Origin of the sequence: Pseudomonas sp. Irchel 3H3 (assembly GCF_900187635.1) — a bacterium.
Taxonomy (GTDB): Bacteria; Pseudomonadota; Gammaproteobacteria; order Pseudomonadales; family Pseudomonadaceae; genus Aquipseudomonas.
Genome location: NZ_FYEC01000010.1, coordinates 1 through 26,603, shown reverse-complemented (window position 1 = coordinate 26,603; position 26,603 = coordinate 1). Strand labels below are relative to the sequence as shown.

The following is a 26,603-nucleotide window of genomic DNA, read 5'->3' as shown; positions in this document are numbered from 1 at the left end:
CTACCTTTCGAGCACCGTCACGGTGGCCGTGGTGCCCGCACGCAGGCTGCCCTTGCGAGCGTATTGCGGGTCTATCTGGATCCTGACGGGTACCCGCTGGGCCAGTTTCACCCAGGTGTAGCTGGGGTTGATGTTGGCTAGCAGGCGATTGCCCGGAGAGTTCTCCCGATCGGTAATGGCAAAGGCGATGCTCTGCACGATTCCGCCGAACGCCTCACCACTCATCAGGTGGATTTGTACCCGGTCGCCCACCGCTATTCGCGGCAGCTTGGTTTCCTCGAAGTAGCCACTGAGATAAAACGAGTCACTGTCAACCAGCGCCAGCAGCGCGCTACCCGCACTGGCGTAATCGCCTTCGCGGGTCAGCAGGTTTGTCACGTAACCGCTGACAGGTGCCGTCACGCGAGTTCGTTGCAGGTCCAGTTCGGCCTGGGTCAATGCCGCAATGGCCAATTGCACATTGGCTTGCGCCAGACCCAGGTTGGCCTGGTTGCTCAGCAGGTCCGCACGGGCAACCGCGACTTCAGTGCTGGCCTTCTCCCACTCCTCGCCGGAGATTGCAAAACCCTGTTTAAGGGTCCTTCTCCTGCGTTCCTCGCTCTGGCGCTGCTTGAGCAGTGCTTCACTGGAGATGATCGCCGCCTGGGATTGACCCTGCGTCGCCTTCGCCACCTCGACTGAGCGCTTGGCATGTTCGACCGCCAACGCGTAGCGTGCAGGATCGATTTGCAGCAGCAACTGGCCCTTCTCCACGTGCTGGTTATCCTGCACGTGCAGGCTGACGATGCGCCCCGAGACATCGGCGGACAGCGTCACCACATCGGCGCGAACCCGCGCATCACGAGTCCAGGGCGAACGGGTGTAGTGCTCCCAGGCAAACCAACCGAGCACCACGGCCAGTCCGACAACGACCACGGTCACCAGTTGGGCGACGATTTTCTTATTCATTTTCATGAGGCACCCATCAGCAAAATCACCACCGCGCACACGCAGGCATACAGCGCACCTTCAAAAAGGGCTTCATGCCAGACAAACCTGAGCAACCCGACCCGGCGCAACCCCCAGTCCAGCAACAGGAAAATCGGCAAGGCCAACAGCAAGGCCTGGGCAATGGGCGGCAAGTAGACCCCGCCTATTTCGAAATCAATGGGCAAGGGCCGGGACTCCTGTGTCCACAGGTTGAAGAAATTCGCGATAACGTTCGATGAACGCGGCCACGATCAGCAGGGCCACGCGGATGCGGAAGACTGACCACAGGTGCTCATGCCCCGCTGCCAATTCACCGGAATGCAGTTGGTCCAGTTCGTCGCCCAGTTGGCGCAACTCTGCGGTCAAGCGCTGCAGGTCAACCCCAGGGCGATCCGCAACCAGGCGCCCGGACTGCTGCAGCACTGATTGCAATCGGTCCTTGAGCTGCGGGCTCATCAGCGCATTGCCCTGCCCTTGCTGCTTGAGCTGATTGAGGGCCACTCCGAGCGCCATGCACGCCAGGCTGACTTCATAGAGTTGATTGCTGCGTGGGTCATTGGCCGCCGGCAGCAACCCCAGCATCATTGTCAGGCGATCAACCATGCGGCTTTCAAAGGCAAACTGCTGCTCATCGGCGGCCGAGGTCTTGAGCAGCAGATACACCTGTTCGCGAGTCTCACGAAACAGCCGATTGATACGCTGTGCCGGATTGAAGGGAAACACCCACGAATACACCAGCAAAGACAGCACACCGGCACAGACATAGGCGCCACTGAACTCGAACCACTGGATGGCGGTGTTCTGCCAGGCTCCGATATTTTGTGGGCCGACCATCAGAAAGGTCGACAGGCCCAGGCCCATGCCGATTCCGGCAGTCGCCGGACTGGCCAATCCCACCGCGATCACATACAGCAGCGGTGCGAGAATCAGCGCGAGCATTTCGAAATCACCGATCGCGGGCACAAGCATGAACTGGTAGATCGCCGAGACAATCAGCGCCAGGCCGAGGCCGCGTACATAGTTCTGGCTGGCCAGCAATGGCCGTGGAAAGGTCGCCATCAACGAACACAGAATACCCACCAGAATCATCCCGGCACGGGCCCCATCCCACCCGGTTTCGATCCAGATCAGCCCGGATACCAGCAACGCGGTAAAGGCGCGCACGGCATTCATCGCGGCCAGTCGAAAGTCCAGGTGCAGTGGATTGCTGCGGGGCTGCTGGTAGACGCAGCTGGCCTCGCGACCGTTCTGAATCGCGTCACTGAGCTCGAGGATTTCCTCCAGTTGTTGCAGCAGCCGAGCCTGCTCCCAGCGCAGTGCCCACGCCAGCGAACGCAAGGTGGCCGGCAGGTTTTCGCTCAGACGCTCGGCTTTTTCCGCCAGATGATCGAAGCGCTGCTGGAGCACCTTGAACTGATGCCGGGCTTCGCTGGACAGCGAACGACCCTGACTGGCCAACTCGTCGAGAAACAGTAATTCGTCTTCGCGTAAGCGCTGGATATGCTCCGGAAGCTCGCCTTCCCAGCGCTCGGCGATCAATTTGCGTTGATGGCGCAGGACCGTCAGGCGCGAGGTCAGCAACACCAACTGATTACCCAGTAACTGCACCAGGCCGTTGGCGCTGCGCAAGCGCGGGGCATCGAAATACAAGTGCCGACGCAAACCCTCCAGTGCGCTGATCTCCCCCAGCAGTTGCAGTTGACGCTTATGAAAGTCGGCCTCGCTTTCTTCGGTACGGATCACTGCCGCCGCGTGTTGCGCCATCAGCTTGAGCACTAGATCGACCTTGGCGAAGTAACCCCGGGCCACCGCCTCCGGGCGTGCGGTCAACAGACTGACCACGCAGACGCAGGCCACCGCCAACAAGGTCTCGGTAATTCGGGTAATGGCCAACATCAGCGTGTTGTCCTGCTCGGGCACTGCCAGGAGCGCCACCACTACCGCAGTGAAGCCGCTGAGCACGAACGCGTGTGAACTGGTGTAGCGCAGCAGGGTGCCCCCGGCCGTGCATATCGCCAACCACAGAGCCAGGGTGATGATGAATGGCAGTGGCGCCTGAGGAAAGATCGCCATGATCAGCACCGCCACCGCCGCCCCTGCCGTGGTGCCAATGATCTGCGAAAAGCTTCGTTGCAGAGCCATGCCCCCCAGCGGCTGGCTGACGATGATCACCGCCATCACCGACCATTTCGGTTGATCCAGATCGAAAATGAACGCCAGGTACAGCGTCAACAGGCCGGCGGCGACTGTGCGCAAGGCAAACAGCAGCACCCCTAGCCCGGGGTTGAACACGACCTTGAAGTAGTTGATCAGTGGTTGCATGAACGTGCGCTATTCCCTGGCATTACCCACGCTGCCATGGCAATGGCGGGGCCACGAGGCGCTCACCGTCGAAACCTTCAACGTCCCCGAAGCGGTCCAGGTCGCGACTGTTCCAGGCTTCAAGGGCCTGGGCAATCTCCTGTTTGCTGTGGCCGACGAAGTTCCACCACAGCTGTATTTCTTCCTCAAAGGGTTCACCGCCTAACAACAAGGCACGAGCGCCCGCCGTCGATGACAGTTCAATCTCGTTGAGGCCACGTCCCAGGTAGGCCAACTCATCGCTGGCAAAGGCCTGCCCATTGATCGAGAACGTTCCTTCGAGAGGCAGGATGCCGTATTCGAATTCGGGCTCCACGGCCAATCGAACGCTGCTCGCGCCCTGGCTCCACACATCCAGCCCAACCAACGGGGAGTAGATACGGCTGGGCGCTGTATGACCGGCGAAATGTCCCGCCAACAAGGTGAAGCGCATCGCGCCTTCATCCCAGACCGGCAGTTGTGCGTAGTGATCGAACGCCGGGGCGCAGTCCTTGTGGGCATCGGGCAAGGCAATCCATAGCTGCGCAGCATGCAGATGATGCTCTTCGGGCAACGAAACCTCGGTGTGCGTGATACCTCGCCCGGCAGTCATCAGATTCACTTGCCCGGGGCTGATCACCTGTACGTTACCCAGGCTATCGCGGTGCAGGACTTCACCTTTGATCATCCAGGTGAAGGTCTGTAGGCCGATATGGGGATGGGGGCCGACGCGCAGGCCGGCATGGCTCTGGAACACTGCCGGACCCGCATGATCGAGAAAACACCAGGCACCGATCATCCGCCGCTGGCGCGAGGGCATCAGGCGATTGACGGTGATCCCCCCACCGACTTGCGCAGAGCGTGCGCTAATGCGCTGGATCGTCCGGCCACCGGCTTGCATCGGGCAATCCGATGAGTTCGACAGTTGGCATTCGGGTTCTTGATTGCTCATTTTTATCTCTCCTGTGGCCAGGCTTTGAACTCAACTCCCGACAGGAACAGGCCCCGATAGAGCAGGGCCTGTTTCGACACTTACAAAAAGCCAGCGGCGCTGATGCCGCCCTGCTCCGCACTTACTTGTCAGAAGTCAGCTTGGTGTAGCTGGTGATCAAGTTGCGATAGTCCGGAATGTGGTTGGAGAACAACGTTCCCAGCCCTTCGATATCGTTGCGCCAGTCGCGGTGCAGCTCACAGGCCAAGCCGAACCAGGTCATCAGTTGTGCGCCGGCAGACGACATGCGGTTCAAGGCTGAATCGCGGGTCAGGGCATTGAAGGTGCCGGAGGCGTCGGTCACCACAAATACTTCAAAACCGGCCTCAATCGCCGACAGTGCCGGAAATGCTACGCAGACTTCGGTCACCACCCCGGCGATGATCAGTTGCTTTTTACCAGTGGCTTTGATGGCCTTGACGAAATCCTCGTTGTCCCAAGCATTAATCTGGCCTGGACGAGCAATGTAAGGGGCGTCGGGGAACAACGCTTTCAACTCCGGCACCAACGGGCCGTTCGGCCCCGTTTCAAAGCTGGTGGTGAGAATGGTCGGCAGTTTGAAGTACTTGGCCAGATCGGCCAGCGCCAACACATTGTTCTTGAACTTGTCCGGGTCGATGTCGCGGACCAGCGACAACAGACCGGTCTGATGGTCGACCAACAACACAGCCGCTTGATCTTTATCCAGACGTTTATAGGCAGTGGACATTTTCATTCTCCTGGTGAACAACGCAAGCCCCGAGGGCTTCATCTGATGAGGGGAACTCCCCCCGTGACGTACCCGATTACTTGCGCTGGGAATCCAGCACTTCATTGTTTTTTGCTACGTCTTGAGCCCTCATGTAGCTTTCGATCAGTAACTGATAGGCCGGGAAAATCTTGGTGTACACCTCAGCCCATTGTTGTGCATCGTCGCGGTTCCAGGATTTTTGTATCTCAGATGCAACAGCACCGGTATCCATCGGCACCACACCGGCCTGGACCACTCGGGCGAGCGTAATTTCCTGGGCCATTTTGCTGTAGGTGCCGGACGCATCCACCACAGCGAAGACCTGATAACCGTCATACACGGCGCTGATTGCCGGGAACGCCATGCACACGCTAGTGATGGTGCCGGCGATGATGAGTTGCTTCTTGCCCGTGGCTTTCACTGCAGCCACAAATTCGGGGTTGTCCCAAGCATTGATCTCACCCTTGCGCGCCACATATTGGGCGTGAGGAGCATTTTCATGAATCTCAGGGATCAATGGACCATTCGGGCCTTGCGGCACAGAGGCCGTGGTAATGACCGGGATCTTGGCCAGGGACGCCATTTTAGCCAACGCCGCAGCACGCAGGCGTAGCTCGGGCATCGGCATATCGCCCACGGTCTGGAACAGACCACTCTGGTGGTCGATCAACAGCATGACGGCATTGGAAGGATCAATGACGGGTCTTTGGTTATTGAAGTTCGCCGGGGTACTCATAACGTGCTCCTTTGAGAAAAGACGGCCTCGCGGCCGACAGGTTTCGCAATGCCAAGCAATGACACTGCAAAATGATCAAGGGGGTCTGTTCAACATAGCCGTTGTTGAAGTCGGCGATGGCCTGGACTATTTCTACTTCGCTAATCATGACAAAAGGACCATGGCCAACCAGGGGCTCATCGATTCGCCCTGTGCAGAGCAGGACGGTTGCCAAAAGACCTGAGGGAACGAACCTTAGTCGTGGAGGTTGGATGCCGGTAGTGGCTGGATTAGACTTCACAGTCTCAAAAATGGAACGATCGAGGCCTCTAGTGATTGATCTCAATGAACTCTTTCTGTACGCAAAAGTGGTGGAACATGCCGGCTTCGCTCCCGCAGGTCGCGCCCTCAACATGCCAAAATCCACCTTGAGTCGACGGGTCAGTCAGTTGGAGATGCGGCTGGGCGTACGCCTTATTCAACGCTCGACCAGGCAATTCCAGGTTACCGATATCGGTCAGGCCTATTACCGCCATTGCGTGGCCATGATGGCGGAAGCTGAGTCGGCGGAAGATGTCATCGAACAGAGCCGGTCAGAGCCCCGAGGGGTGATTCGCCTGAGTTGCACCACGCCACTGCTGAATTTCTGGGTAGCCCCACTACTGGGCAAGTTCATGGCGCAATGCCCTTCGGTGGAACTCTATGTAAAGAGTTTCAACCGCCGGGTTGATGTCATCAGCGAGGGATATGACATCGCCTTGAGCTTATGTTTTCCACCGCTGGAAAGTAGTGACTTGGTCATGAAAGTCCTGGCCAGGAGTCCACAGGTACTGGTTGCCAGCCCGGTTTTCATGCAGCGCTATCCACGGTTGGAACTACCGACGGACCTGGTGGATCTTCCAAGTATCCACTGGGGAGCACCGCTGCCGAATTACAACTGGCACTTGAACGGCCCCAACGGGGCCACCGCACTCATCAGCCATATTCCGCGCTTGGTCAGCGACGATATGGCAGTACTGAAAAGTGCAGTGCTTCAGGGGGTCGGCATTGCCAGCATGCCGTTGACCGTGGTCCGGGAAGAAATCGCCGACGGTCGTTTGTTGACGCTCATTCCACAATGGAAGCCCGATGAAGGGGTGATCACCGCCGTATTCCCCTCGCGCCGAGGCCTACTGCCTTCCGTACGCTCGCTAATTGACTATCTCGCCAATTCATTTGAGCACAATGATCAATAAGCTAAAGGGGCTTGTTGGGGTTGGTATACCGGGATGGTTCAGTCGCGGTGCAACCACTGCACCGGCGCCTCCCCCCACTGCTTATTGATAATCCAGCGTGAACGTGGCGGTCGCATTGGCCGGCCCCGGTGTCACACTGCCCCCGAACTGGAAGTACCGCGCCTTCAACGGGATGCTATAGAACCCTCCTTCAATCCCGGAAGGGGTTATGCCGCTGGGACGCAAGACCGACAGCGGGAACGGCGTACCCGAGCCGGTGCCGATTTGCAGACCGACTCCCGTCGCCGCCGGACTGTCGCCCGGGGCACTGGGATTGAGACTGAGGATGCCCTGGGCCGGATTGTATGCACCCAGCGTCGGGTCGATACGCACCTGCAGGACGTTCGCCTGGCGCTTGTTAAGGTTGGTGACGACACCGTCAGTGCCCCAACCGGGACCGCTGGCTTTGTAGAAGCCATGGAATGCCGGACAGTTGTACAAATTGATCGAAAAATCTTTCCACCCCGTTACGCTGCCGGGGACAGAGAACTCACCGACTTTGTGGGAGCCCATTTCCACTACCACGTTTGGGGTCGTGCAGGTGCGCGAGACAATGTTGATGCTACCGCTGAAGTTGACTCGCTGCACAAACAAGGCGTTGGAAGAGTTCCAGTTCATGCTCATGGTGGGCAATTGGGAGCCCTGTATGGTGCCTGCCGAGACAGGCCCAATCTTGATGAACGAGAGGATGAAGGCCCCGGAAGCCGCCGGGCTCCATGTGCAGTTGTTACCCAATGGGCAATTCAACACTTGAGCCGTGTACGGCATCGGGTAGGTGCCTACGCCTGAGGTCAAGACCACCACGCCAATGCCGGCGACCCCCGTCTGGTAGACATTGCCGCCCCACGGCGCCCCCATCCAGGCAGAGAGCGGCAGGGGTTTGCTGACCAACTCATACTGGGCGTTCACCGCCCCCGTATTAGTCCCACAGGTGACGCTATAGGCGGCTTTGGCGTTGCTAAAAGTCTGACGATAGATTTCCGCACCCAATGGCACATCACGCCCTACGGTAATGTTGCCTGCCTGCAATGGCATCGTTGCCACCGCCGGCCCATAGCCGTTGATGAAGTTACAGTCAGCCATCGCCACGCCAGTCACCAGCGCAAGCCCGATCAGCGCCGCACCCAACCTGAATATTCGCATCATCGTCATCACTGAATCCTCTCGGCACTGCTTACAGCAGCCACGCTATTGGCTGATTGGGCCTGCGAACACACCACATCCACCTGCAACAGTTGTTGCTTGTCGCTCTTACCCACCGGCAACGATAAGGCGCATTGCTGCTCGGCCTTGTTGCCCCAACTGATCAACAACCGGCGTGCGCCTTCCTTGACCCGGGCGTAGAGCTGCCCGCCCTGCCCGACCATGCCCACCGACACGCCTCGGTCATCGACCACACTGGCTCCGAACGGCAACGGCTGGCCATCGGCGAGCGAGACGTTGAGCAACAACGCCTGGCCATTATTGGTGCCGTACTTCAGCGCAACGACGGCACCCGCGCGCGGGGCAACCTGTTGGCTGGTCTCGGTCAACTCGATGTCCATCGAAGTGCCGATGGGATCAATGGCAACTTCGTTCAATTCATAAGGACGCAGGTACGGCACCACCGCGTTGCCGGAGCCATCCAATTTCAACCCGGGAAAACCCACCACTTTCGCGCCTTCGGCGCCTTCAGCAGTCACCACCGCCATCGTTTCTCCACGATAGGGGGTCAGGGTCACGCCATTGGAATGGGCGACTACGCTGCCACTGGCGTTGAGCGACAGACTGTCGTAATCCTCGCCACGACTCACAGACCCGCCAACCAAAGCCTTGGGACTGGTGTACTGACCCGTGACCGAAGTGCTGTTGGAACGACTGCCGCCATCGTGCCCGGCGGTTACGCCATAGCTGTATTGGCGGTCTTCACCGGCAGTACCGCTCAACGTCGCCTGCTCGCTGTATTGGTTATTGGTGTCACGTATGACCCGTGCGGACAGTTGGGGACGGTTGACCGGGGAGCCAAACTCTATCGGCATGCTGAGGGTGAAGAGCAAACTGCTGTCCATATCACCTTGGCCAATGCGACTGCGGTTGGCACTCACACCATAGGTCACCGAACGCACCTGCTTGTTGTAGCTGAGCTGGTACTGCAGGTCACTGCCCGACTGATTCCAATAGTTTTGCAAGTAACCGCTGAACGCCACTTGCCCCCATTCGCCCAGGCTCTGGTCGGCAGTCAAGGTCAGACGACTACGGGCACGGGCGTACTCACTGGTGTCCAGCCCGCTGCGCTCGGCGTCGAGAATCTGCATGGCGTCGCTGAAGCTCAGGTAGTTTTCCGTGGAAAAGCGCATGGCGGCGACGGAGAAGTTACTGCCAGTGCTGACAATGTTTTTACTGTAGGTAATCCGCGCACTCTGACCGCTGGCGGTAGCGCTTTTCAGGTTGGTCTGGGCTTGCGTGATATCCACGCCCACCGCACCGACGGGCGTACTGAATGCCATCCCAGCCAGGGCAGAGAAGTAATCGTCACTGGCCTGGGTACCGGCGTAACCGGTGAACAGGTTACTCAAGCCACGCTGATAAGTGCCTTGCAGCAGCTTGGATTGTTGATCGACGAAGTTGTCCCGGGTTTCACCCAACGTCACGCTGAAACGAGACGTACCGGGACGCAGCAACTCAGCCGTGGATGAGTACGGCACGACAAAACTCTGCTCGCTACCATCGGCTTCGTGAACGGTAACGCTCAAGTCGCCGCCGTAACCGGTGGAGTACAGGTCGTCGATCACAAAGGCGCCCGGCGCTACGGTCGTCTCGTACAACAAATTCCCCGCCTGACTCACCGACACCCGCGCACTGGTACGCGCGATGCCACGGATCACCGGGGCATAACCGCGCTGTGACTGGGGCAACATGCGGTCATCGGTACCCAGTTGCACGCCTTTATAGGCCAATGTGTCGAAGATCTCGCCAGAGGTATTGGCCTCGCCCACGGTCAGTTGGCTTTTGAGCGACGTCACGTCCCGCTGAGCGTAAGTGTTCAGCACCTGGTATTGCTGCCCGGTTTCTTTCTGCCAGGACGCCGAACCGTTATGCCGCAAACGCCAGTCACCCACGTTCAACCCTGCGTTCAACCCCAGGTACGCCGTATCGTCGTTACCGCTGTCGGTTCTGTTGTGGTTGCTGTTGAACGAGTAGCTGAGGATCCCGGCGCTCACGCCGCGGTCCCACAACTCAGGGCTGACAGTGCCACGGGCGTCACGCCGCAGGGCGATCTGCGGAATGCTGATGTCCAGTTGCTGACTGGAAGGTAAAAACGTCGCACTGGAAGCCTCGATCAGCTTCGCGATATCCAGGCATGGCGGGTTGCTCTCGACAGTCAGGGTCGCTTCAGGCGTCAACTTGTGCATGTCGACCCCGATCAGTTCCAGCATGCCGCGGCTGAAACAGACGGTTGGATGACTGCCATCGGCAGCGGCATCAATACGGATGTCCTGGCGATTGACCAACCTGCCATTTACCGCAACGTCAGCGCGGTATTGACCCGGCAACACCGGGTTACCCTGCTGATACTGACTCAGGTCGAGGGTGCGCGAATCTTCAGGCAAAAAAGCGTCGTTGAATTGAATATCTTCAGCAAACGTTGGCTGGGCCACAGACAGTAACGGGGCAATTACAGCGACTTGGCAAATCCCCAATGCCACATTCAGGGCAAAGCGAGGGCGTACCGCAGAGTGAACCCTGCGGTGTAAGTAAGTCGACATGAGAAGTTACTCGGCCGTTAAAGCGTTCGCGAAATAGTCAGGGAGTCAGCGGATACTTGGTCGGCACCAATGCACCGTAATCGTTAATGGCGTTGAACTCGACCTGGGCACCGTTACCTGGCATCGACTTGAGCGTGGGCAGGGCAAATAGCCTGGTCTCGCCCGGCATTACCATGCCGTTTTCACTTTCGTAACGTTGGTTACCCACCACCAGGGCCAGCTCAACCTGAGACACATGAAATGCACTCGGGTTGGATGCCTGCAAGGCATAACCTTGACCTTCCTTGACTACCTTCCACTTCACTTGCGAAGGCGCATCGGAGGGTGTGCCCGGCAAGTCGACGGGACGGTAGAAAATCTTGATCCGCGAACGGAAAGCCATCTGCAAGACGTTGAGATCCACCGGCCCTTCTGCCTTGGGCGGGATCTCCAGAACGTTGAGCCAGAACACCGACTCTTTGTCTGCCGGCAACTGTGCACCGGTAAACATCAGGCGCAGGCTCTGGCCTTTGCTGGGGTCGATACGGGCCACCGGCGGCGAGAGCACAAAAGGTGCTTTCGAACTGGTGGGGCTCGATTTCACATCACCTGTATCGACCCAGGATTGCACCAGGGCCGGACGCGTGCCGTTGTTGTCCAATTTGACGGTGATTTCTTTCTGATTCGCTGGATAAACCAGTCGAGTCCCGGTGATCACCACTCCGGCCATTGCCTGGGAACACACCAACGCGGCAAGCGTCAGCACCACGGTGCGTCGAACTGTTTTGATACAAAACATGATTCACCTCGCCAGTAGTGCACGCCGGCCCGGCGGGCCGAGCGTGCAAGGGGAGACAGACTTACTGGTAGTTGATCGAGTAGGTCACGGAGCCCACTACAGTACCTGCAGTAGTTGCGCCAGTGGCGTAGTAGCGTACGGCGTAAGGCATGTCAGCTTCGCCATTGACCAGGGCAGCAAAGGTGTTGCTGAAAAGCTGGTTGCTGTTACCCGCCGAGATAATGTTGTTAGAAGCTGCGTCAACCAGTTGCAACTGAACGTTGGTGGCCGAGCCGACGCCCGCAATGTTATTCAGGTGGCCACTAAATGGATCAACACCGCTGCCCGATTCAAAGAAGGCCGCCACGGCATTCGCGGCGCCGACACAGTTACTCAGGCGAATGTTAAAGGCCGTGCTGCCGGCGGTTTCCCCTGCGACGGTCAATGTGCCGGTGGAAACCGTTGGCAGGGTGACGGTGGCAACAGTCGGCGTGACCACGCCATTCACGGAGACCGTACAGGTCTGGTCGGTCAACTGGCCATTGAAGTTGATGGTACCGTCGCTGGCATTGGCAAATTGAGCGCCAGTAGCGGAAACCAGTGCTGCGAGGGCGAGGGCTTTACGTTTCATAGTTAACGCTCCAAAAGTTTTAGTTTTATCGACTGCTACCGGTCTGAACGGACACACTGCGTGCCCTGACAACACATGTTGCAACGAACCGATAAGCCATTAAAACGTATCACCCGGAACTTTCCTTTGAGACGATTCTTAAAATTCTGCGCAGTCGTTATTTATTAAATAACATCAAGCCAGCGCCACTTAATACCTCTAAGAAAATAAGATATTCCATGAGACGATTCTTAAATCAACCGTAGATGCGTTAAACCGAACGAGCGTTTCCTCTAACAGCGTATTAATTGAGCTCTACTTACCCAGCCCAACATGGAGACCGACTACAGTTTGTCCACTTTCCAAGGCATACACATTTTCACGAACGGTGTCTGAGCGGACCACCAGAGCACCCGCCAAATACAGCTCAAGCATTCGCGACTGATCGATGTCGGTGGCCCGGTCCGTGGCAGCCGATCCGCGCAGTGGGCCGACAGCGCTGTCGCCACCCAGGGTATTCCTTGATTGCTGAAAAACCCATCTATTGTTATGTTATAACAATGTGTCGACGCGTAAACTTTCAGCCTACCCACGCACCTCCGGTCTCTCAATGACAAAAAAATCCTCCTCTAAACACCTCTTTCTGGCTGGGATCGCGTGCATGTTTTCCCCGCCAGGGAGCGCAGATGATTCGACTCTCGAGCTGGGCGCGACGGAAGTTTTCGGTACCCGTGAACAAGGGTACCGCTCGACCATAGCGCCGACGGCAAACAAGAGCCCTACCCCAACCAAGGAAACGCCTTTCTCCATTCAGACGGTTACCCGCGAACTGATTGAAGATCGGGGAGTCACGACCTTGGGTGAGGCGATTCGGACCGTGCCGGGAGTTACCAACCAAGTGGGTTTTGGCGCTCTGAATGATCGATTCCGACTGCGTGGTTTTGCCACGGAAAGCAATCTGAAGAACGGCATTCGCCGTAGCAGCTTCGCCAGCGTCGACGAACTGGTTAACATCGAACAGATAGAAGTATTGAAGGGCCCGGCGTCTGCCCTGTACGGACGTTTTGAGCCTGGTGGCGTGGTCAATCTGGTGACCAAGAAACCCCAACACGAGCAGCGCACTCAGGTCGATGTGAGCGCCGGCCGCTACGACTTCTACCGCACCACACTCGACAGCACCGGCCCCCTGGGCGAAACACTTGACTATCGCTTGACCGCTGCCTGGCAGGACAACGGCAGCTTCCGTGACTTCGTCAACAATGAGAGCAAATTCTTCTCGCCCGTGTTGACGTGGCAGCTGGCCCCGCAGACCTCACTGACCTTCGAGTTCGAGTACGCGCGCAAGGTCGCCGACATGGACCGCGGATTCGGTAACAACCCTCGTTATCTGGATGCGCCAATCAAGCGCAACTTCGCAGAGCCTGACACCCGCAACAGCGCCATCAGCAAGCTAGCCTCGGTAACCCTGGACCACGTTTTGGCGGATGACTGGGATCTGCATGCGGCCATTCAAGCCTCGGATTCGCGTTTGCAAACCTCGTGGTACGCCTACGGCTTTGTCAATGGCGGAATCGGCGGCAGCGAGGACAATCCCACCGTCAGCCGGCGGCCGCAGCTCAATCATGATCGCCAGATAGACGCGACAGCACTGGCAGAAATCAGTCGCAGCTTTCGCACTGGCCCGATCAATCACCGACTGCTGTTCGGTGCCGAGTACAGCCGGGACTGGTGGGATTACGATTCCGCGGCCGGTACCAGCAGCACGATCGATTTCAATAATCCGGTGTATGGTACTCCTCCCTCCCCCCTGAGCCCGACAGGCGAAGGGCGCTTCATCAACGACTCATGGGCGCTCTACACCCAGGACGAACTGAGCTTTGGCAGCAGGGAGCAATGGCGCCTGTTGCTGGGGGGCCGCTTCGATCAAATCGACGCCTCGGCCATCGACGACTACTACGCGCTAAGCGAGCCATCAACCGCAACCTTCAACGCCTTTTCCCCCCGCGTGGGTCTCACCTGGACGCCGGTCGAAGCCTTATCACTGTATGCCAGCTGGTCGCGTTCAATGCGCACAGAATTGAACAACGGGATCCTTGAAGGCGGTCAACTCGCCAAACCGGTGAAAGGCGAGCAGTTCGAAGTGGGTACCAAGCTCAGCCTGCTCAATGGGCGCTTCACGCCGACCTTGGCGGTTTTCGATATTCGCCGTCGCGATGGCCTGGTCGCCGACCCGAACGACCCTACGTTCACCTACAGCATTCAAGTGGGCGAGCAACGCAGCAAAGGCTGGGAGCTTGACCTGCCGTTCGTGGTCACCGAGCACTGGCGCCTGCTTGCCAGTTATACCCAGCTTGATACCACCATCAGCAAAGACAGCGACGGTGGCCTGCAAGGCAATCGCCTGGCCAACGCACCGCAACGCAACGCCAGTCTATGGAGCACCTACGATTTGCCTGGTGTTTCGGGGTTGAGCATCGGCATGGGTGCCAATTACGTGGGTGAACGGCAGGCGAACAACAGCAATACCTTTACCCTGCCCTCCTATACCCGCTGGGATAGCAACGTTACGTATCGCTTCGGCCAGGCACTGCGCTACCGCGTACAGCTGAATGTGCAGAACCTGTTTGACAAGCGCTACTACGATTCGGGCGGCAGTTTCGTGCCGATGTATCCGGGGGCTCCGCGTACTGCGATGGTTACCCTTGGCGCGGCGTTTTAAGCATGCTGCGCAGCTACGCACTAGAAGTCGGATACCGCCGACAAGCCGTACTCGGTCCCCTCGACCTGCATTTACCCAAAGGGCGCCTGGTGTGTCTGCTGGGCGCGAATGGCGCCGGCAAGTCGACGCTGATCCGCACATTGAGCGCCATGCAGCGGGCTGTCTCAGGGCGCATCGAATTGGATGGGCAGCCGCTTGATTCCCTCGCCCCGGCAGAACGTGCCAAACGCATGGCCGTGGTGTTGACCGATCGGGTCGATCCGGGCGCACTTAGCGGCTTTGAACTGGCCGCGCTCGGACGCTACCCGCATGTCGGCTGGGCTGGAAGACTCAACGAACACGATCGGCACATCGTCACCCAGGCGCTCGAACACGCAGGTGCTGCGGGTCTGGCAGCCAAGGCGGTGGCAAACATGTCCGACGGCGAGCGGCAGAAAGTCCTGTTGGCACGCGCCTTGGCACAACAGCCCAAGGTGCTGATCCTGGATGAGATCACCGCCTTCCTGGACCTGCCGCGGCGCATTGAAACCTTGCGGCTGCTGCAGCAGCTGGCCCGAGAGCGGGATCTGGCCATTCTTTTGTCGTGCCATGACCTTGAACTTGCCCTGCGCTGCGCCGATCTGCTGTGGCTGATCGATCAGTCGCGCCAATTGCAGTGTGGCGCCCCGGAGGATCTGGTGCTTGATGGACGACTTGGGCAAACCTTCTCCAGCAGTGGTTTGCACTTTGACCTGGAGCGTGGCGAGTGGGGCCTTGCAGCCAGGCCGGGGCGTCCCGTGCGCTTGCATGCATCTGGGATCACACGCGTGTGGACGCAACGCGCCTTGCACCGGATCGGCTATCAGGAGGCCGAGCACGCCGCCCTGCATATCAGCGCAGAGCCGATGGATTTTCGTCTGCGTGACGGTGAGCGAACTCAGCGCTTCAGCAGTCTCGGGCAACTGGTTGTGGCGCTGGAGGCATTGCCATGAGTTGGCATCTGTGGGCGGTGCTTTTACTGTTGATTTGTGTGCCAGGATGCGATGCGCGCCAAGCTTCGCTGGCTCGCGTTCAGCCTGCGCATAACGTCGGTATGCAGCCCGAACACAACCAACTGGAGGCATGCGTTGCTGACTATCATGCCGGTGTCGACTACTTTCCGCAGCGCGCCATTTTTAGCTGGTCAGATCAGTTGTCCGTTGAATACGGACTGAATTTCAAACGTTTGCGATTTCGCTCCAGCGTCAATGCGGGAGAGCCCCTGGAGATTGTTTTAGTCCAGTGTGGTACGCCGACACCTGCGCATTCGCCTGCAACACTGGTGGTCCAGGTACCGATTCAGCGCCTGGCAACCGGCAACTCGGCAATGTTGGGGGCGGCGGATGAGCTAGGTATCGTTGACCGGCTGGTGGGCATCGAGAATGTCCGCGCGCCTACCGTGGAATCAGTGCGCAAACGAGTTGCAAGCGGCCACATCCACGAGCTGTGGGGCAATGCCCACTCAAATATCGAACCGATCATGGCGGCCCAGCCGGATGTCTATCTGAGTTTCTTCTCCGCCTACCCGCAATTCAATATTCATCCGCAGTTGCAGCAAGTCGGCGTGCTGGCCCTGCCTCAGGCCGATCATCTTGAAAGCCACCCTCTTGGCCGGGCTGAATGGTTGAAGTTCCTGGCGTTACTGGTGAACCGCGAAGCTCAAGCCAATCGCCAGTTCGCTGCGATTGAACACGACTATCTGCGTTGGGCCGCATTGACCAGCGATGTGCAGCAGCGTCCTCTGGTCATGGCGGGCTTCCCCTCTGGTCGGGGCAGTTTCGAGGTGTTTGGTGGCCTCAATCAGCGGGCCCGGTTGATTGCCGATGCGGGTGGGCAATACGTGCTTGAGGAGTCCCGGGAGCGTGGCAGCCTGGTGCAGGTAAGTTTCGAACACCTCTACGAGAAAGGCGCCGCGGCCCCCTTCTGGCTGGGTGCCAAGCCTGGGTACGCCTCGCTACCGCAGATGCTCGCAACCAGCCCGCACAGTCGCTGGTTTCGTGCCGCGCGTGAGGGCCGGGTATATGCCTTCGACCAAGGCTACACAGGTGCCTGGGCATCGCCCTATCAGGACCAGAGCATGACCCGGCCGCACGTGCTGTTGGCCGAACTGGTTCAAGTGCTGCACCCACAACTGTCGCCCTGCGCCCTCCCCTCCAACGTATTTGTTCGCAAGTTGCCATGACCATGATCATCAAACACGCCCCTTCATTCACTTACCTGCCCGTTGGGTGCCGCTACGTGTTGTTGGCGCTCTTGACCCTGACCTTGCTGATCGCTGAATTGACCATCGGCGCTGTAGACATCCCGGTCACCGCGATTCTTGGCGCACTGGCGGGCGGTTCGATCGAGACTGTCTGGCACAACATCCTTTTTCAGTTTCGTCTGCCTCGCGCCTTGAATGCGCTGGTCAGCGGAGGAGCGCTGGGGGCAGCAGGATTGTTGCTGCAGACGCTGTTTCGCAACCCCCTGGCAGACCCGTATGTCCTCGGCATCGTCCACAGCGCGCGGTTGGGCGCCGCCGTACTGGTGACATTCTCCGGGGTGGCAGGTAACGCCTGGTTGAGCCAGTTCGGCTTGGCAGGCGACGTCGGACTGGCGCTTGCCTCCGTTGCAGGATCGACCTTGCTGTTGAGCCTGCTGGCGTTTATTTCCGGGCGGGTCAACACCATCACCCTGCTGATCAGCGGGCTGATGCTCGGTTACATGGCCGTGGGTTTAATCAGTGTGTTGATGCACTTTGTCGATGAGAACCAGGCGCGGGCTTTCAAGGCGTGGGATGACGCAAGTTTCGCTGGGGCGACTGCCGCGCAGCTGCGCTTGCTGATACCCGGAGTCCTGCTTGGCTTTGCCGCCCTATGGGCACTGTCCAAGCCACTTAACGCGCTGCTCCTTGGCGACCGTTATGCAGCGTCAATGGGCATGCCGGTAAAACGCATTCGCCGGATCGCCCTGTTCATCGCGGCATGGCTCTGCGGGCTGGTCACCGCCTATTGCGGACCGGTGGCTTTTCTTGGCCTGGTCGCAGCGCAAGTCGCCCGAGGGGTCATACCCAGCGCAGATCACCGACTGCTGATGCCTGCGGCCGTGCTCCTGGGTTCCTCGCTTGGGCTGGCTGCCGATCTGGTCACTCATCTGCCGTGGAGCCGACACGTGCTGCACCTCAATGCCGTGATCGGCCTGGTGGGTGCACCCATCGCGCTCTACGTATTACTGCGTCCACACGCCAGGCCATGATCCCCCACCTCATTCAGCCAGCCCCTCTCGAACCACGTTAAAAAACGTCGTCAGGATCCGCCGCGAACTCTGCGCGCGCAGGCACACCAACGTCTCGGTGAAGCGCCGCTGACAATCGACGATGGGCAACCCGCGAAGCCGTGAATCAGAGCCCAGCTCGGTCGCCGAGACAACACCGACACCCATGCCAATCGCCACCGCTTCACGTGCGGCTTCGCGCCCATCCACTTCGATCGCCTTGCGGATGCGCAAGCCCGCGGTGGCCATTTCTTCCTCCAGGCACAGACGCGTCATCGAGCCTTTTTCGCGCAGCACTAGCGGCGTGTCGTGCAGGTCGCCAAGGCTGATGGATTCGCGTTGCGCCCAGGGATGATCAAGCGCGACGAACGCCAGCATCGGATCGCTGCGCAAGGGCAGCGACAGCAGTCGGTCGTCCTCGATAGTGCGACCCAGCAGGGCGATGTCGGCCTGATGAGCGAATAAGCGTTGCAGCACCTCATCGGTGTTGGCGGTTTCAATCTTCACATCGATACCGGGGTAACGCCTGCAAAAGCGTGCGACATAGGGCAGCACATGCACCGGCGCATCCACGGCGAGGTTCAGGGATCCCGTGGACAGGGTGCGGTAGTCCATCAGCATGTCGTGGGCATCGACACTGATATCAAACAAGCGCCTGGTCAGGCCGAACAACCGCTCGCCCACTTCAGTCAGGCGCACCTGACGCTTGTCGCGGTAGAACACCATCACCCCGTAATAGTCCTCGAGCTTGCGCACCTGATCGGACACCGCCGGTTGAGACAGGCAGAGCTGCTCGGCCGCGCGGGTGAAACTGCCGTTGACGGCAACCGCGTGGAACGCCTTGAGTTGGGTATGGGAAATGGTCATCGCGGCAGCCTTGGCATAGGTTCAACTTATTCATGCATACGCTAAATCGATTTTATTTATAGACGATGAACTGCAAGCATGGTTTTCGCAAGCCCCGGACCAGTGTTCGAACACTGCCGCCCTCGTCTCAGCCCGGAAGCACTTTATGCAAATCGAACGTTTCGCCGCGACAAAACGCCGCTCGGACATGGTCCGCTATGACAACCACCTCTATATCGGTGGCCAGGTTGCCAGCGACCTCAGCGGCGACATCGAGGCCCAGACCCACGAGGTGCTCGCCGGTATCGAGCAGCTGTTGCTCAGTGCCGGCAGCAGCCGCAAGCAGGTGCTTTCGGTACGTATCCTGCTCGCCCATCGCGACGACTACGCAGGGCTCAACAAGGTCTGGGACCAGTTCTTTCCCGAAGGCCATGCCCCAACGCGAGCCTGCACCCTGGCAGATCTGATCGACCCCGGTTGGCGCGTGGAAATGATCGTGGTCGCTGCGTGCGCCTGATTGCCTGCTCAAGCCCTGCCCCCAAAACCGCTGCAACGGAGATGACGTCATGCGCCCCTACTGGCTCGATCAGGCCCTGAAAACTCAACCCGACTCGCCCTGCCCGCCGCTGCGGCAGAACACCCGCGCCGATGTCTGCATCGTCGGTGGCGGTTACACCGGTTTGTGGACTGCGATCATGCTCAAGGAACAGAACCCCGAGCTGGACGTGGTCATCGTCGAAGCCGACATCTGTGGTGCCGGCGCCAGTGGGCGCAACGGCGGCTGCGCGCTGTCCTGGTCGGCCAAGTACTTCACCCTGGAGCGGTTGTTTGGCGTCAACGAGGCAATACGCCTGGTCAAGGAATCGGAGCAAAGCATCTACGCCATCGGCAGCTTTTGCGAGAAGTACGCGGTTGATGCCGATTACCGTCTCGATGGCACGCTTTACACGGCAACCAACCGTGCCCAGGTCGGCTCGACCGACAGCGTGATCGCCGCGCTGGAGCGCAATGGCATTAACTCTTTCTCCAAGTACGCACTAGCTGACGTGCAGCGCATGGCGGGATCGACCCGACACATTGAAGGCTGGTTCTCGCCTGCGGCAGCCAGTGTGCAGCCGGGCAAGCTGGTGCGCGGTCTGCGTCGAGTCGCACTGCAATTGGGTGTGCGTATCTACGAAGGCTCACCGATGACCCATTTGCAAGAGGGACTGCCTGCCACCGTCAACACCCCGAACGGCAACGTCACCTGCGACCGGGTCGTGTTGGCGATGAACGCCTGGATGGCGCGTGCCTTTGCTCAGTTCTCGCGTTCGGTTGCCATCGTCTCCAGCGACATGATCATTACCGAGCCTCGACCCGACCTGCTCAAGCGGATCGGCCTGACCAGCGGGGTCACCGTGCTCGACTCACGCATCTTCGTGCACTACTACCACAACACCCCGGACGGTCGGATCATGCTCGGCAAAGGCGGCAATACCTTCGCCTACGGCGGGCGCATGTTGCCGGTATTCGACCAGCCATCGCCCTACAAAGGATTGTTGCGCAACACCCTTGCCGAGTTCTTCCCCGACTTTGCCGATGTCGGCATCGCCGCCACCTGGAATGGCCCGTCCGATCGCTCCGTCACCGGGCTACCGTTCTTCGGCCGGATGGGCGCAGGCGGCAACATCTTTTATGGCTTCGGCTATTCCGGCAGCGGCGTCGGCCCTTGTCACATGGGTGGACAGATCCTCTCATCGCTGGTGTTGGGGCAGGACAACCCCTGGACACGCTCGCCGCTGGTGCAAGGTCCGCTCGGCCATTTCCCACCGGAGCCGATTCGCTACCTGGGTTCGCTAATGGTGCGCAATGCCATTCGGCGCAAGGAGCACGCCGAGGACCACAACCTGCACCCTCGTCGACTGGATGTGCGCCTGGCGAAATTCGCCGCCGCCGCCGGCAAGTCAGACAAGGGCTAACGCCGCGCTCACACAGCGACCGCTCACTTGAACAGCAACCCAGGGTCTGATCTGGAGGGTAGACGAATGATTTCGACTTATAAGCTCAGCTTGTTTGTGACATGTGATAAATCGATTTCAGTTATTTTTCCGCAGATGTTTTGATCACGCCATGCATCACTCCCCCACAAAAACAAAACCGCCGGAGAAGATCATGACCAAAGCTGAATTTCCGACCACACAGGCGCTGGCTACCCCAGCCTTGGGTGAACCCTACCTGCTGACCCCAGGCCCCTTGACCACGTCCAAAGCGACCAAGGAAGCCATGCTGCGCGACTGGGGTTCATGGGATGTTACCTTCAACCAAGTCACTGCCGAAGTTCGCCAGAACTTGCTCAGCATGGCCGGTGTCCAGGACGACAGCTTCGCCTGTGTGCCGTTGCAAGGCAGCGGTAGCTACTCGGTGGAGGCAGCTTTGGCCACGGCCATCCCGCGTGACGGTAAAGCACTGGTGCTGATGAATGGCGCCTACGGCCAGCGCGCCACCAAGACCTTGGAGTACCTCGGCCGCGCGTTCATTAGCTTGGACAAAGGCGATTATCTGCCACCGCAGCCTGAGGAGGTGGACGCCCTGCTCAGGGACAATCCCGACATCACCAACGTCTTCCTGGTCCATTGCGAAACCAGCTCCGGCATTCTCAATCCGCTGCGCGAAATCGCCGATGTGGTGAAGGCGCATGGCAAGAGCCTGATCATCGATGCGATGAGCTCCTTCGGAGCCGTGCCATTGACCATCAATGACATTCCTTTCGACGTGGTGGTGTCCTCTGCCAACAAATGCATCGAGGGTATTCCCGGTTTCGGTTTCGTCATCATCCGCCGCTCCGTGCTGGAGGCCGCCAAAGGCCGCGCCAACTCCCTGAGCCTCGACCTGTATGAGCAGTGGGTCTACATGGAGCGCACGGGCCAATGGCGCTTCACGCCGCCGACCCACAGCGTCGTAGCGTTCCATAAAGCCTTGGAGCAACACACTGCCGAAGGCGGTGTGCATGGCCGTCTGGCGCGCTACACGCGCAATCGCGATGTGCTGGTCAAAGGCATGCGCGAACTGGGCTTCAGGACATTGCTTGAAGACCGTTGGCTGTCGCCAATCATCACCACGTTCTTCAGCCCGCAACATCCCAACTTTGAGTTCAAGCGGTTCTACGATGAGCTCAAAGCCCGTCAGTTCATCATCTATCCCGGCAAGCTGACCGTAGCCGAGAGTTTCCGTATCGGCTGTATCGGCCAGATCGACGAATACATCGTCCATCAGTTGCTGCGCGCCATCGCCGACAGTCTCGTGGCGATGAACGTCGACATGCAACAGCCGGCGGCCTGACGGCCCTTCAAAGGTCCTTGTCGATTCACGCACGGGTGCAATGGGCAGCACCTGTGGGCAGGGGTCTTTTTTAACCATGGATTCGGTGACTTACCGCTAGGCACAGCCGAGCAGGAGTCAGCGACCGCGTCAATTTAATACCGAAAGCCTGATGCCACCTCACTGCCATCTGATCGATGCCGTGTGCGTGGAGAGATTTTCTGTACCGAAAATAAAAACAAAACCCATTACTTTGCGCTGTCTGGCACCACATACGGGATCAGAACACCATGAACAAGAACGCTACAAACCCTCTCGCAACCGGCTGGAAATCGCTCCAGCGCTGGCGCGTGCAAATTTTCCTTATCACCTGGGTGGCCTACGCGGCCTTCTACTTTACCCGCAAGGCTTTTTCCGTGGCCAAACTGGGGATTGGCGAAGATCCGGACTTCATGCTCGAAAAGAGCATGATGGCCAACCTCGATGCCCTCTACCTGATCGCGTATGCAGTCGGCCAGTTTCTGTGGGGCAACTTCTCTGACCGCTTCGGTCCCAGGGTCGTGGTCCTCAGCGGTCTGGTGATCTCGGCGCTGGCGGCGCTACTGATGGGCACCTACGCCACGCTACCGATCTTCGCCTCCTGCATGCTGATCCAGGGCCTGGCTCAGTCCACGGGTTGGTCGGGGCTGTGCAAGAACGTTGGGAGCTTCTTCAGCACTGGCGAACGTGGCCGCGTACTGGGTTACTGGAGCACCTGCTACGCCTTTGGCGGCCTGGTTGCCACACCGTTTGCCGGTTGGTGGGCCTACAACGCCTACCATGACTGGCGCATCGCGTTCATCAGCAGCGCCGTGGTGGTGCTGGTGGTAGCGGTACTGTTCTTTTTCCTGCAACGCAACCAGCCAGAAGATGTCGGGTTACCGCCTGTAGAGATCGAGATCGAACCCGTCAGCAAGGTCGCAGTGCCGCGCGAAAGCATGTGGGCTGGTTTGCGCACGGTGATGAAAAATCGAACCGTACTGGTGCTCGGCCTGGCCTATTTCATGCTCAAGCCAGCGCGCTACGCGATCCTGCTCTGGGGGCCGGTGATTATCTACGAGCGGATGCCAGAGATTGGCAAAGTGGCATCCGCCATCGTGCCGACGGCTTTTGAACTGGCAGGCCTGGCAGGTCCGATCCTGATTGGTATCGCTTCAGACAAGTACTTTGGCGCTCGGCGGATGCCGGCCTGTGTCCTTAGCCTGGTTCTGCTTACCATTTGCCTCGCGCTGTTCGTCCCTGCCATGCAGAGCGGCAGTCTTTACATGGTGGTTGGCCTGCTGTTCATGATGGGGCTGACGCTTTACGGGCCGGACTCGATGATGAGCGGCTCGGCGGCCATTGATTTCGGCAGTAAGGACGGAGCGGCCTCCGCCGCAGGCTTCGTCAACGGTTGCGGTTCGATAGGCGCGGTCCTCGGCGGCCTGTTACCCGGTTACTTCGACACCACCACCATCTTCCTGGTGTTCACCGTCGCGGCGCTACTGGCCAGCCTGATGTTGATTCCATTCTGGAACAGCCGCCCGAAAACCGTGGAAAACACGGCGCTGGCCTCGGCTCCAATGCAAACGGTCATCGTTGGCACCACCCCCTGAATTCGAATTAATCACTCACCATTCATTGGAGCAATCACCATGCATTACCAACAACCTTCCCAACTGCAGGGCGTGGTACTGGACTGGGCCGGCACTGTCGTTGATTTCGGTTCTTTCGCACCGACTCAGATCTTCGTCGAAGCCTTTGCCGAGTTCGGCGTTGCAGTCTCCCTGGCAGAAGCTCGCGGGCCGATGGGCATGGGCAAGTGGGATCACATCCGCACGCTGTGCAACGAGCCGCAGATCGCCGAACGCTACCGTCTCGCCTTCGGCCGATTGCCCACCGACGATGATGTCACCGCCCTCTACGAGCGCTTCATGCCTTTGCAGATCGAAAAGATCGCCCTGCATTCGGCGCTGATTCCCGGTGCGCTCAATACCATCAATGGCTTGCGCGACAAGGGACTGAAAATCGGTTCTTGCTCAGGCTACCCGGCCGTGGTCATGGAAAAAGTCGTGGAGCTGGCTCGCAAGAACGGCTACGTCACCGACCATGTGGTGGCGACCGACGAAGTGCCCAACGGTCGTCCACACCCCGCACAAGCGTTGGCTAACGTGATTGCGCTGGGCATCAGTGATGTAGCGGCCTGCGTCAAGGTCGACGACACCTGGCCGGGGATTCTCGAAGGCCGTAGCGCTGGAATGTGGACGGTGGCATTGACCTGCTCCGGCAACGCATTGGGCCTGTCCTATGAAGAGTTCAAGGATTTATCCCTCGAGGAGCTGGCCGAGGAACGCGCGCGCATCATCAAGATGTTCGAAGGCTCTCGCCCGCACTATCTGATCGACACCATCGTTGATTTGCCAGAGGTCATCGAAAACATCAATGCCCGCCTGGCACGTGGAGAAACCCCGCAGGGCTCCTGAGCCTGTTGGGCTTGTGCAATTGACAGTGGCCGTCCACTAGACGGCCACACCCCATAACAACAAGAGAACGCCACCATGAAATACGCCCACCCCGGCACTCCCGATGCCATCGTTTCCTTCAAGTCCCGCTACGGTAACTACATCGGCGGCGAGTTCGTCGCGCCTGTCAAAGGCCAGTACTTCACCAACACCTCGCCGGTCAACGGCCAACCGATTGCCGAATTCCCCCGCTCCACGGCCGAAGACATCGAAAAAGCCCTGGACGCTGCCCACGCCGCGGCCGATGCCTGGGGCAAGACCTCGGTCCAGGACCGCTCTCTGGTGCTGTTGAAAATCGCCGATCGCATCGAGCAAAACCTCGAAGTCCTGGCAATCACCGAATCCTGGGACAACGGCAAGGCCGTGCGCGAAACCCTGAACGCCGACATCCCGCTGGCGGCTGATCACTTCCGCTACTACGCCGGCTGCATCCGCGCGCAGGAAGGCAGCTCTGCGGAAATCAACGAACACACCGCCGCCTATCACTTCCACGAACCGCTGGGCGTGGTCGGCCAGATCATCCCGTGGAACTTCCCGATCCTGATGGCCGCCTGGAAACTCGCGCCGGCCCTGGCTGCCGGTAACTGCGTGGTGCTCAAGCCGGCCGAACAAACGCCGCTGGGCATCAGCGTGCTGCTGGAACTGATCGGCGACCTGCTGCCACCGGGCGTGTTGAACGTGGTGCAAGGGTTCGGCAAAGAAGCCGGCGAAGCCCTGGCCACCAGCAAGCGCATCGCCAAGATCGCATTCACCGGCTCGACCCCGGTCGGCTCGCACATCATGAAATGCGCCGCCGAAAACATCATTCCGTCGACCGTGGAACTGGGCGGCAAGTCGCCGAACATCTTCTTCGCCGACATCATGCAAGCCGAAGAATCGTTCATCGAAAAAGCCGCAGAAGGCCTGGTGCTGGCGTTCTTCAACCAGGGCGAAGTCTGCACCTGCCCATCGCGCGCCCTGGTGCAAGAGTCGATCTACGACGATTTCATGAAAGTCGTGATGAAGAAGGTCCTGCAAATCAAGCGCGGCGACCCGCTCGACACCGACACCATGGTCGGCGCCCAGGCTTCCGAGCAGCAATTCGACAAGATTCTCTCCTACCTGGAAATCGCCAAGGGCGAAGGCGCCGAGCTGCTGACCGGTGGCAAGGTGGAAAAACTCGAGGGCAACCTGGCGACCGGCTACTACATCCAGCCGACCCTGCTCAAGGGCACCAACAAAATGCGCGTGTTCCAGGAAGAAATCTTCGGCCCAGTGGTGAGCATCACCACCTTCAAGGACGAAGCCGAAGCCCTGGCCATTGCCAACGACACCGAGTTCGGCCTCGGCGCCGGTCTCTGGACCCGCGACATCAACCGCGCCTACCGCATGGGCCGGGCGATCAAGGCCGGTCGCGTGTGGACCAACTGCTACCACCTGTACCCGGCACACGCCGCGTTCGGTGGCTACAAGAAGTCCGGTGTCGGCCGTGAAACCCACAAGATGATGCTCGATCACTACCAACAGACCAAAAACCTGCTGGTGAGCTACGACATCAACCCGCTGGGCTTCTTCTGATCCGCTACGAGACCGAGTAACGGCGATCGCGAGCAAGGCCCTGCCCCTACAGGATTACGTCGTACCTGTAGGCGCGAGCCTTGCCGTTGAGACAACTATTCCACCGAGGTAAAGCAAGATGAGTGCGGCTTCTCTGTATCCCGTTCGTCCCGAGGCTCTGGCCAATACCCTGACTGACGAGGCGACCTACAAGGCCATGTACCAGCAGTCGGTCGTCAACCCGGACGGCTTCTGGCGCGAAC

General features: G+C 59.1%; 24 protein-coding genes. 12 read left to right on the top strand and 12 right to left on the bottom strand.

All coding sequences use genetic code 11. From position 1 onward, the window contains the following. The 7 genes from CKW24_RS13245 to CKW24_RS28655 all read right to left on the bottom strand — a co-directional run bounded on the left by CKW24_RS13245 (position 1) and on the right by CKW24_RS28655 (position 6,160). Positions 1-948: a biotin/lipoyl-binding protein gene (locus tag CKW24_RS13245; RefSeq protein WP_371917591.1), complete on the bottom strand. Its 948-nt coding sequence runs from the start codon at positions 946-948 to the stop codon at positions 1-3. 2 nt (positions 949-950) lie between these two features. Continuing rightward, positions 951-1,154 carry a DUF1656 domain-containing protein gene (locus CKW24_RS13240; RefSeq protein WP_095168586.1) on the bottom strand — a complete coding sequence of 68 codons (204 nt, stop codon included), beginning with the start codon at positions 1,152-1,154 and terminating at the stop codon, positions 951-953. After that, positions 1,144-3,291, bottom strand: coding sequence for an FUSC family protein (locus CKW24_RS13235; protein ID WP_095168584.1), 2,148 nt, complete (start codon positions 3,289-3,291; stop codon positions 1,144-1,146). The genes CKW24_RS13240 and CKW24_RS13235 overlap by 11 nt, the downstream gene beginning before the upstream one ends. 22 nt (positions 3,292-3,313) lie before the next feature. Then, positions 3,314-4,261 carry a pirin family protein gene (locus tag CKW24_RS13230; RefSeq protein ID WP_095168582.1) on the bottom strand — a complete coding sequence of 316 codons (948 nt, stop codon included), beginning with the start codon at positions 4,259-4,261 and terminating at the stop codon, positions 3,314-3,316. Between the two features lie 121 nt (positions 4,262-4,382). After that, positions 4,383-5,009: an isochorismate family cysteine hydrolase YcaC gene (gene ycaC / locus CKW24_RS13225; RefSeq protein WP_095168580.1), complete on the bottom strand. Its 627-nt coding sequence runs from the start codon at positions 5,007-5,009 to the stop codon at positions 4,383-4,385. Positions 5,010-5,085: 76 nt separating this feature from the next. Then, on the bottom strand, positions 5,086-5,766 hold the full coding sequence (locus CKW24_RS13220; RefSeq protein ID WP_095168578.1) for a hydrolase: 681 nt from the start codon (positions 5,764-5,766) through the stop codon (positions 5,086-5,088). Next, a complete protein-coding gene (locus CKW24_RS28655) occupies positions 5,741-6,160 on the bottom strand; it encodes a pirin-like C-terminal cupin domain-containing protein (RefSeq protein ID WP_095168759.1) in 420 nt (139 codons plus the stop codon). Before CKW24_RS28655 ends, CKW24_RS13220 begins: the two co-directional genes overlap by 26 nt. Here CKW24_RS28655 and CKW24_RS13210 point away from each other — a divergent pair. Next, positions 6,057-6,980 (top strand): LysR substrate-binding domain-containing protein, encoded by a 924-nt coding sequence (locus tag CKW24_RS13210; RefSeq protein ID WP_256585464.1) that lies wholly within the window; start codon positions 6,057-6,059, stop codon positions 6,978-6,980. The genes CKW24_RS28655 and CKW24_RS13210 overlap by 104 nt on opposite strands. 81 nt (positions 6,981-7,061) lie before the next feature. Here CKW24_RS13210 and CKW24_RS13205 read toward each other — a convergent pair whose 3' ends face one another. The 4 genes from CKW24_RS13205 to CKW24_RS13190 form a co-directional block, all read right to left on the bottom strand. After that, positions 7,062-8,171, bottom strand: coding sequence for a fimbrial protein (locus CKW24_RS13205; RefSeq protein WP_095168574.1), 1,110 nt, complete (start codon positions 8,169-8,171; stop codon positions 7,062-7,064). Then, positions 8,171-10,765: a fimbria/pilus outer membrane usher protein gene (locus tag CKW24_RS13200; protein ID WP_095168572.1), complete on the bottom strand. Its 2,595-nt coding sequence runs from the start codon at positions 10,763-10,765 to the stop codon at positions 8,171-8,173. The genes CKW24_RS13205 and CKW24_RS13200 overlap by 1 nt, the downstream gene beginning before the upstream one ends. Before the next feature lie 37 nt (positions 10,766-10,802). Continuing rightward, positions 10,803-11,543, bottom strand: a complete 741-nt coding sequence (locus tag CKW24_RS13195; protein ID WP_095168570.1) for a fimbria/pilus periplasmic chaperone — start codon at positions 11,541-11,543, stop codon at positions 10,803-10,805. Between the two features lie 61 nt (positions 11,544-11,604). Next, positions 11,605-12,153 (bottom strand): fimbrial protein, encoded by a 549-nt coding sequence (locus CKW24_RS13190; RefSeq protein WP_095168568.1) that lies wholly within the window; start codon positions 12,151-12,153, stop codon positions 11,605-11,607. A gap of 589 nt (positions 12,154-12,742) precedes the next feature. On the opposite strand from CKW24_RS13190, the gene CKW24_RS13185 reads away from it, so the two are divergent. From CKW24_RS13185 to CKW24_RS13170, 4 genes are all read left to right on the top strand, one after another. Continuing rightward, a complete protein-coding gene (locus tag CKW24_RS13185) occupies positions 12,743-14,851 on the top strand; it encodes a TonB-dependent siderophore receptor (protein ID WP_143501194.1) in 2,109 nt (702 codons plus the stop codon). A gap of 2 nt (positions 14,852-14,853) precedes the next feature. Further along, positions 14,854-15,822 (top strand): ABC transporter ATP-binding protein, encoded by a 969-nt coding sequence (locus tag CKW24_RS13180; RefSeq protein WP_095168564.1) that lies wholly within the window; start codon positions 14,854-14,856, stop codon positions 15,820-15,822. A gap of 200 nt (positions 15,823-16,022) precedes the next feature. Next, complete coding sequence (locus CKW24_RS13175; protein WP_159987294.1) at positions 16,023-17,051, top strand: ABC transporter substrate-binding protein; 1,029 nt, start codon at positions 16,023-16,025, stop codon at positions 17,049-17,051. Beyond that, on the top strand, positions 17,048-18,103 hold the full coding sequence (locus CKW24_RS13170; RefSeq protein ID WP_218274101.1) for an iron ABC transporter permease: 1,056 nt from the start codon (positions 17,048-17,050) through the stop codon (positions 18,101-18,103). Before CKW24_RS13175 ends, CKW24_RS13170 begins: the two co-directional genes overlap by 4 nt. Positions 18,104-18,112: 9 nt before the next feature. Here CKW24_RS13170 and CKW24_RS13165 read toward each other — a convergent pair whose 3' ends face one another. Further along, the gene (locus CKW24_RS13165) at positions 18,113-18,988 is read right to left on the bottom strand and encodes a LysR substrate-binding domain-containing protein (RefSeq protein ID WP_095168558.1); all 876 of its coding nucleotides are present in this window, start codon (positions 18,986-18,988) and stop codon (positions 18,113-18,115) included. 145 nt (positions 18,989-19,133) lie between these two features. On the opposite strand from CKW24_RS13165, the gene CKW24_RS13160 reads away from it, so the two are divergent. The 7 genes from CKW24_RS13160 to CKW24_RS28405 all read left to right on the top strand — a co-directional run. Then, positions 19,134-19,484: a RidA family protein gene (locus CKW24_RS13160; RefSeq protein ID WP_095168556.1), complete on the top strand. Its 351-nt coding sequence runs from the start codon at positions 19,134-19,136 to the stop codon at positions 19,482-19,484. Positions 19,485-19,533: 49 nt separating this feature from the next. Further along, complete coding sequence (locus tag CKW24_RS13155) at positions 19,534-20,925, top strand: FAD-dependent oxidoreductase (protein WP_095168555.1); 1,392 nt, start codon at positions 19,534-19,536, stop codon at positions 20,923-20,925. A 193-nt stretch (positions 20,926-21,118) separates the two neighbouring features. After that, positions 21,119-22,285, top strand: coding sequence for a 2-aminoethylphosphonate--pyruvate transaminase (locus tag CKW24_RS13150; RefSeq protein WP_095168553.1), 1,167 nt, complete (start codon positions 21,119-21,121; stop codon positions 22,283-22,285). 269 nt (positions 22,286-22,554) lie between these two features. After that, positions 22,555-23,898, top strand: a complete 1,344-nt coding sequence (locus CKW24_RS13145) for an MFS transporter (protein WP_095168551.1) — start codon at positions 22,555-22,557, stop codon at positions 23,896-23,898. 39 nt (positions 23,899-23,937) lie between these two features. After that, positions 23,938-24,765, top strand: a complete 828-nt coding sequence (gene phnX / locus CKW24_RS13140; RefSeq protein ID WP_095168550.1) for a phosphonoacetaldehyde hydrolase — start codon at positions 23,938-23,940, stop codon at positions 24,763-24,765. A gap of 75 nt (positions 24,766-24,840) precedes the next feature. Further along, positions 24,841-26,361, top strand: a complete 1,521-nt coding sequence (locus tag CKW24_RS13135; RefSeq protein WP_095168548.1) for an aldehyde dehydrogenase family protein — start codon at positions 24,841-24,843, stop codon at positions 26,359-26,361. Positions 26,362-26,479: 118 nt separating this feature from the next. Then, positions 26,480-26,603, top strand: a 124-nt coding sequence (locus CKW24_RS28405; RefSeq protein ID WP_256585430.1) for a hypothetical protein, incomplete at its 3' end; no start/stop codon positions are given.

Coding starts and splice junctions, on each gene's coding strand:
- CKW24_RS13205 (WP_095168574.1), bottom strand. CDS start 8,171: ATGACGATGATGCGAATATTCAGGTTGGGTGCGGCGCTGATCGGGCTT.
- CKW24_RS13145 (WP_095168551.1), top strand. CDS start 22,555: ATGAACAAGAACGCTACAAACCCTCTCGCAACCGGCTGGAAATCGCTC.
- CKW24_RS13195 (WP_095168570.1), bottom strand. CDS start 11,543: ATGTTTTGTATCAAAACAGTTCGACGCACCGTGGTGCTGACGCTTGCC.
- CKW24_RS13170 (WP_218274101.1), top strand. CDS start 17,048: ATGACCATGATCATCAAACACGCCCCTTCATTCACTTACCTGCCCGTT.
- CKW24_RS13185 (WP_143501194.1), top strand. CDS start 12,743: ATGACAAAAAAATCCTCCTCTAAACACCTCTTTCTGGCTGGGATCGCG.
- CKW24_RS13165 (WP_095168558.1), bottom strand. CDS start 18,988: ATGACCATTTCCCATACCCAACTCAAGGCGTTCCACGCGGTTGCCGTC.
- ycaC (WP_095168580.1), bottom strand. CDS start 5,009: ATGTCCACTGCCTATAAACGTCTGGATAAAGATCAAGCGGCTGTGTTG.
- CKW24_RS13220 (WP_095168578.1), bottom strand. CDS start 5,766: ATGAGTACCCCGGCGAACTTCAATAACCAAAGACCCGTCATTGATCCT.
- CKW24_RS13200 (WP_095168572.1), bottom strand. CDS start 10,765: ATGTCGACTTACTTACACCGCAGGGTTCACTCTGCGGTACGCCCTCGC.
- CKW24_RS13230 (WP_095168582.1), bottom strand. CDS start 4,261: ATGAGCAATCAAGAACCCGAATGCCAACTGTCGAACTCATCGGATTGC.
- CKW24_RS13155 (WP_095168555.1), top strand. CDS start 19,534: ATGCGCCCCTACTGGCTCGATCAGGCCCTGAAAACTCAACCCGACTCG.
- CKW24_RS13190 (WP_095168568.1), bottom strand. CDS start 12,153: ATGAAACGTAAAGCCCTCGCCCTCGCAGCACTGGTTTCCGCTACTGGC.
- phnX (WP_095168550.1), top strand. CDS start 23,938: ATGCATTACCAACAACCTTCCCAACTGCAGGGCGTGGTACTGGACTGG.
- CKW24_RS13160 (WP_095168556.1), top strand. CDS start 19,134: ATGCAAATCGAACGTTTCGCCGCGACAAAACGCCGCTCGGACATGGTC.
- CKW24_RS13245 (WP_371917591.1), bottom strand. CDS start 948: ATGAATAAGAAAATCGTCGCCCAACTGGTGACCGTGGTCGTTGTCGGA.
- CKW24_RS13180 (WP_095168564.1), top strand. CDS start 14,854: ATGCTGCGCAGCTACGCACTAGAAGTCGGATACCGCCGACAAGCCGTA.
- CKW24_RS28655 (WP_095168759.1), bottom strand. CDS start 6,160: ATGTTGAGGGCGCGACCTGCGGGAGCGAAGCCGGCATGTTCCACCACT.
- CKW24_RS13210 (WP_256585464.1), top strand. CDS start 6,057: ATGGAACGATCGAGGCCTCTAGTGATTGATCTCAATGAACTCTTTCTG.
- CKW24_RS13235 (WP_095168584.1), bottom strand. CDS start 3,291: ATGCAACCACTGATCAACTACTTCAAGGTCGTGTTCAACCCCGGGCTA.
- CKW24_RS13135 (WP_095168548.1), top strand. CDS start 24,841: ATGAAATACGCCCACCCCGGCACTCCCGATGCCATCGTTTCCTTCAAG.
- CKW24_RS13150 (WP_095168553.1), top strand. CDS start 21,119: ATGACCAAAGCTGAATTTCCGACCACACAGGCGCTGGCTACCCCAGCC.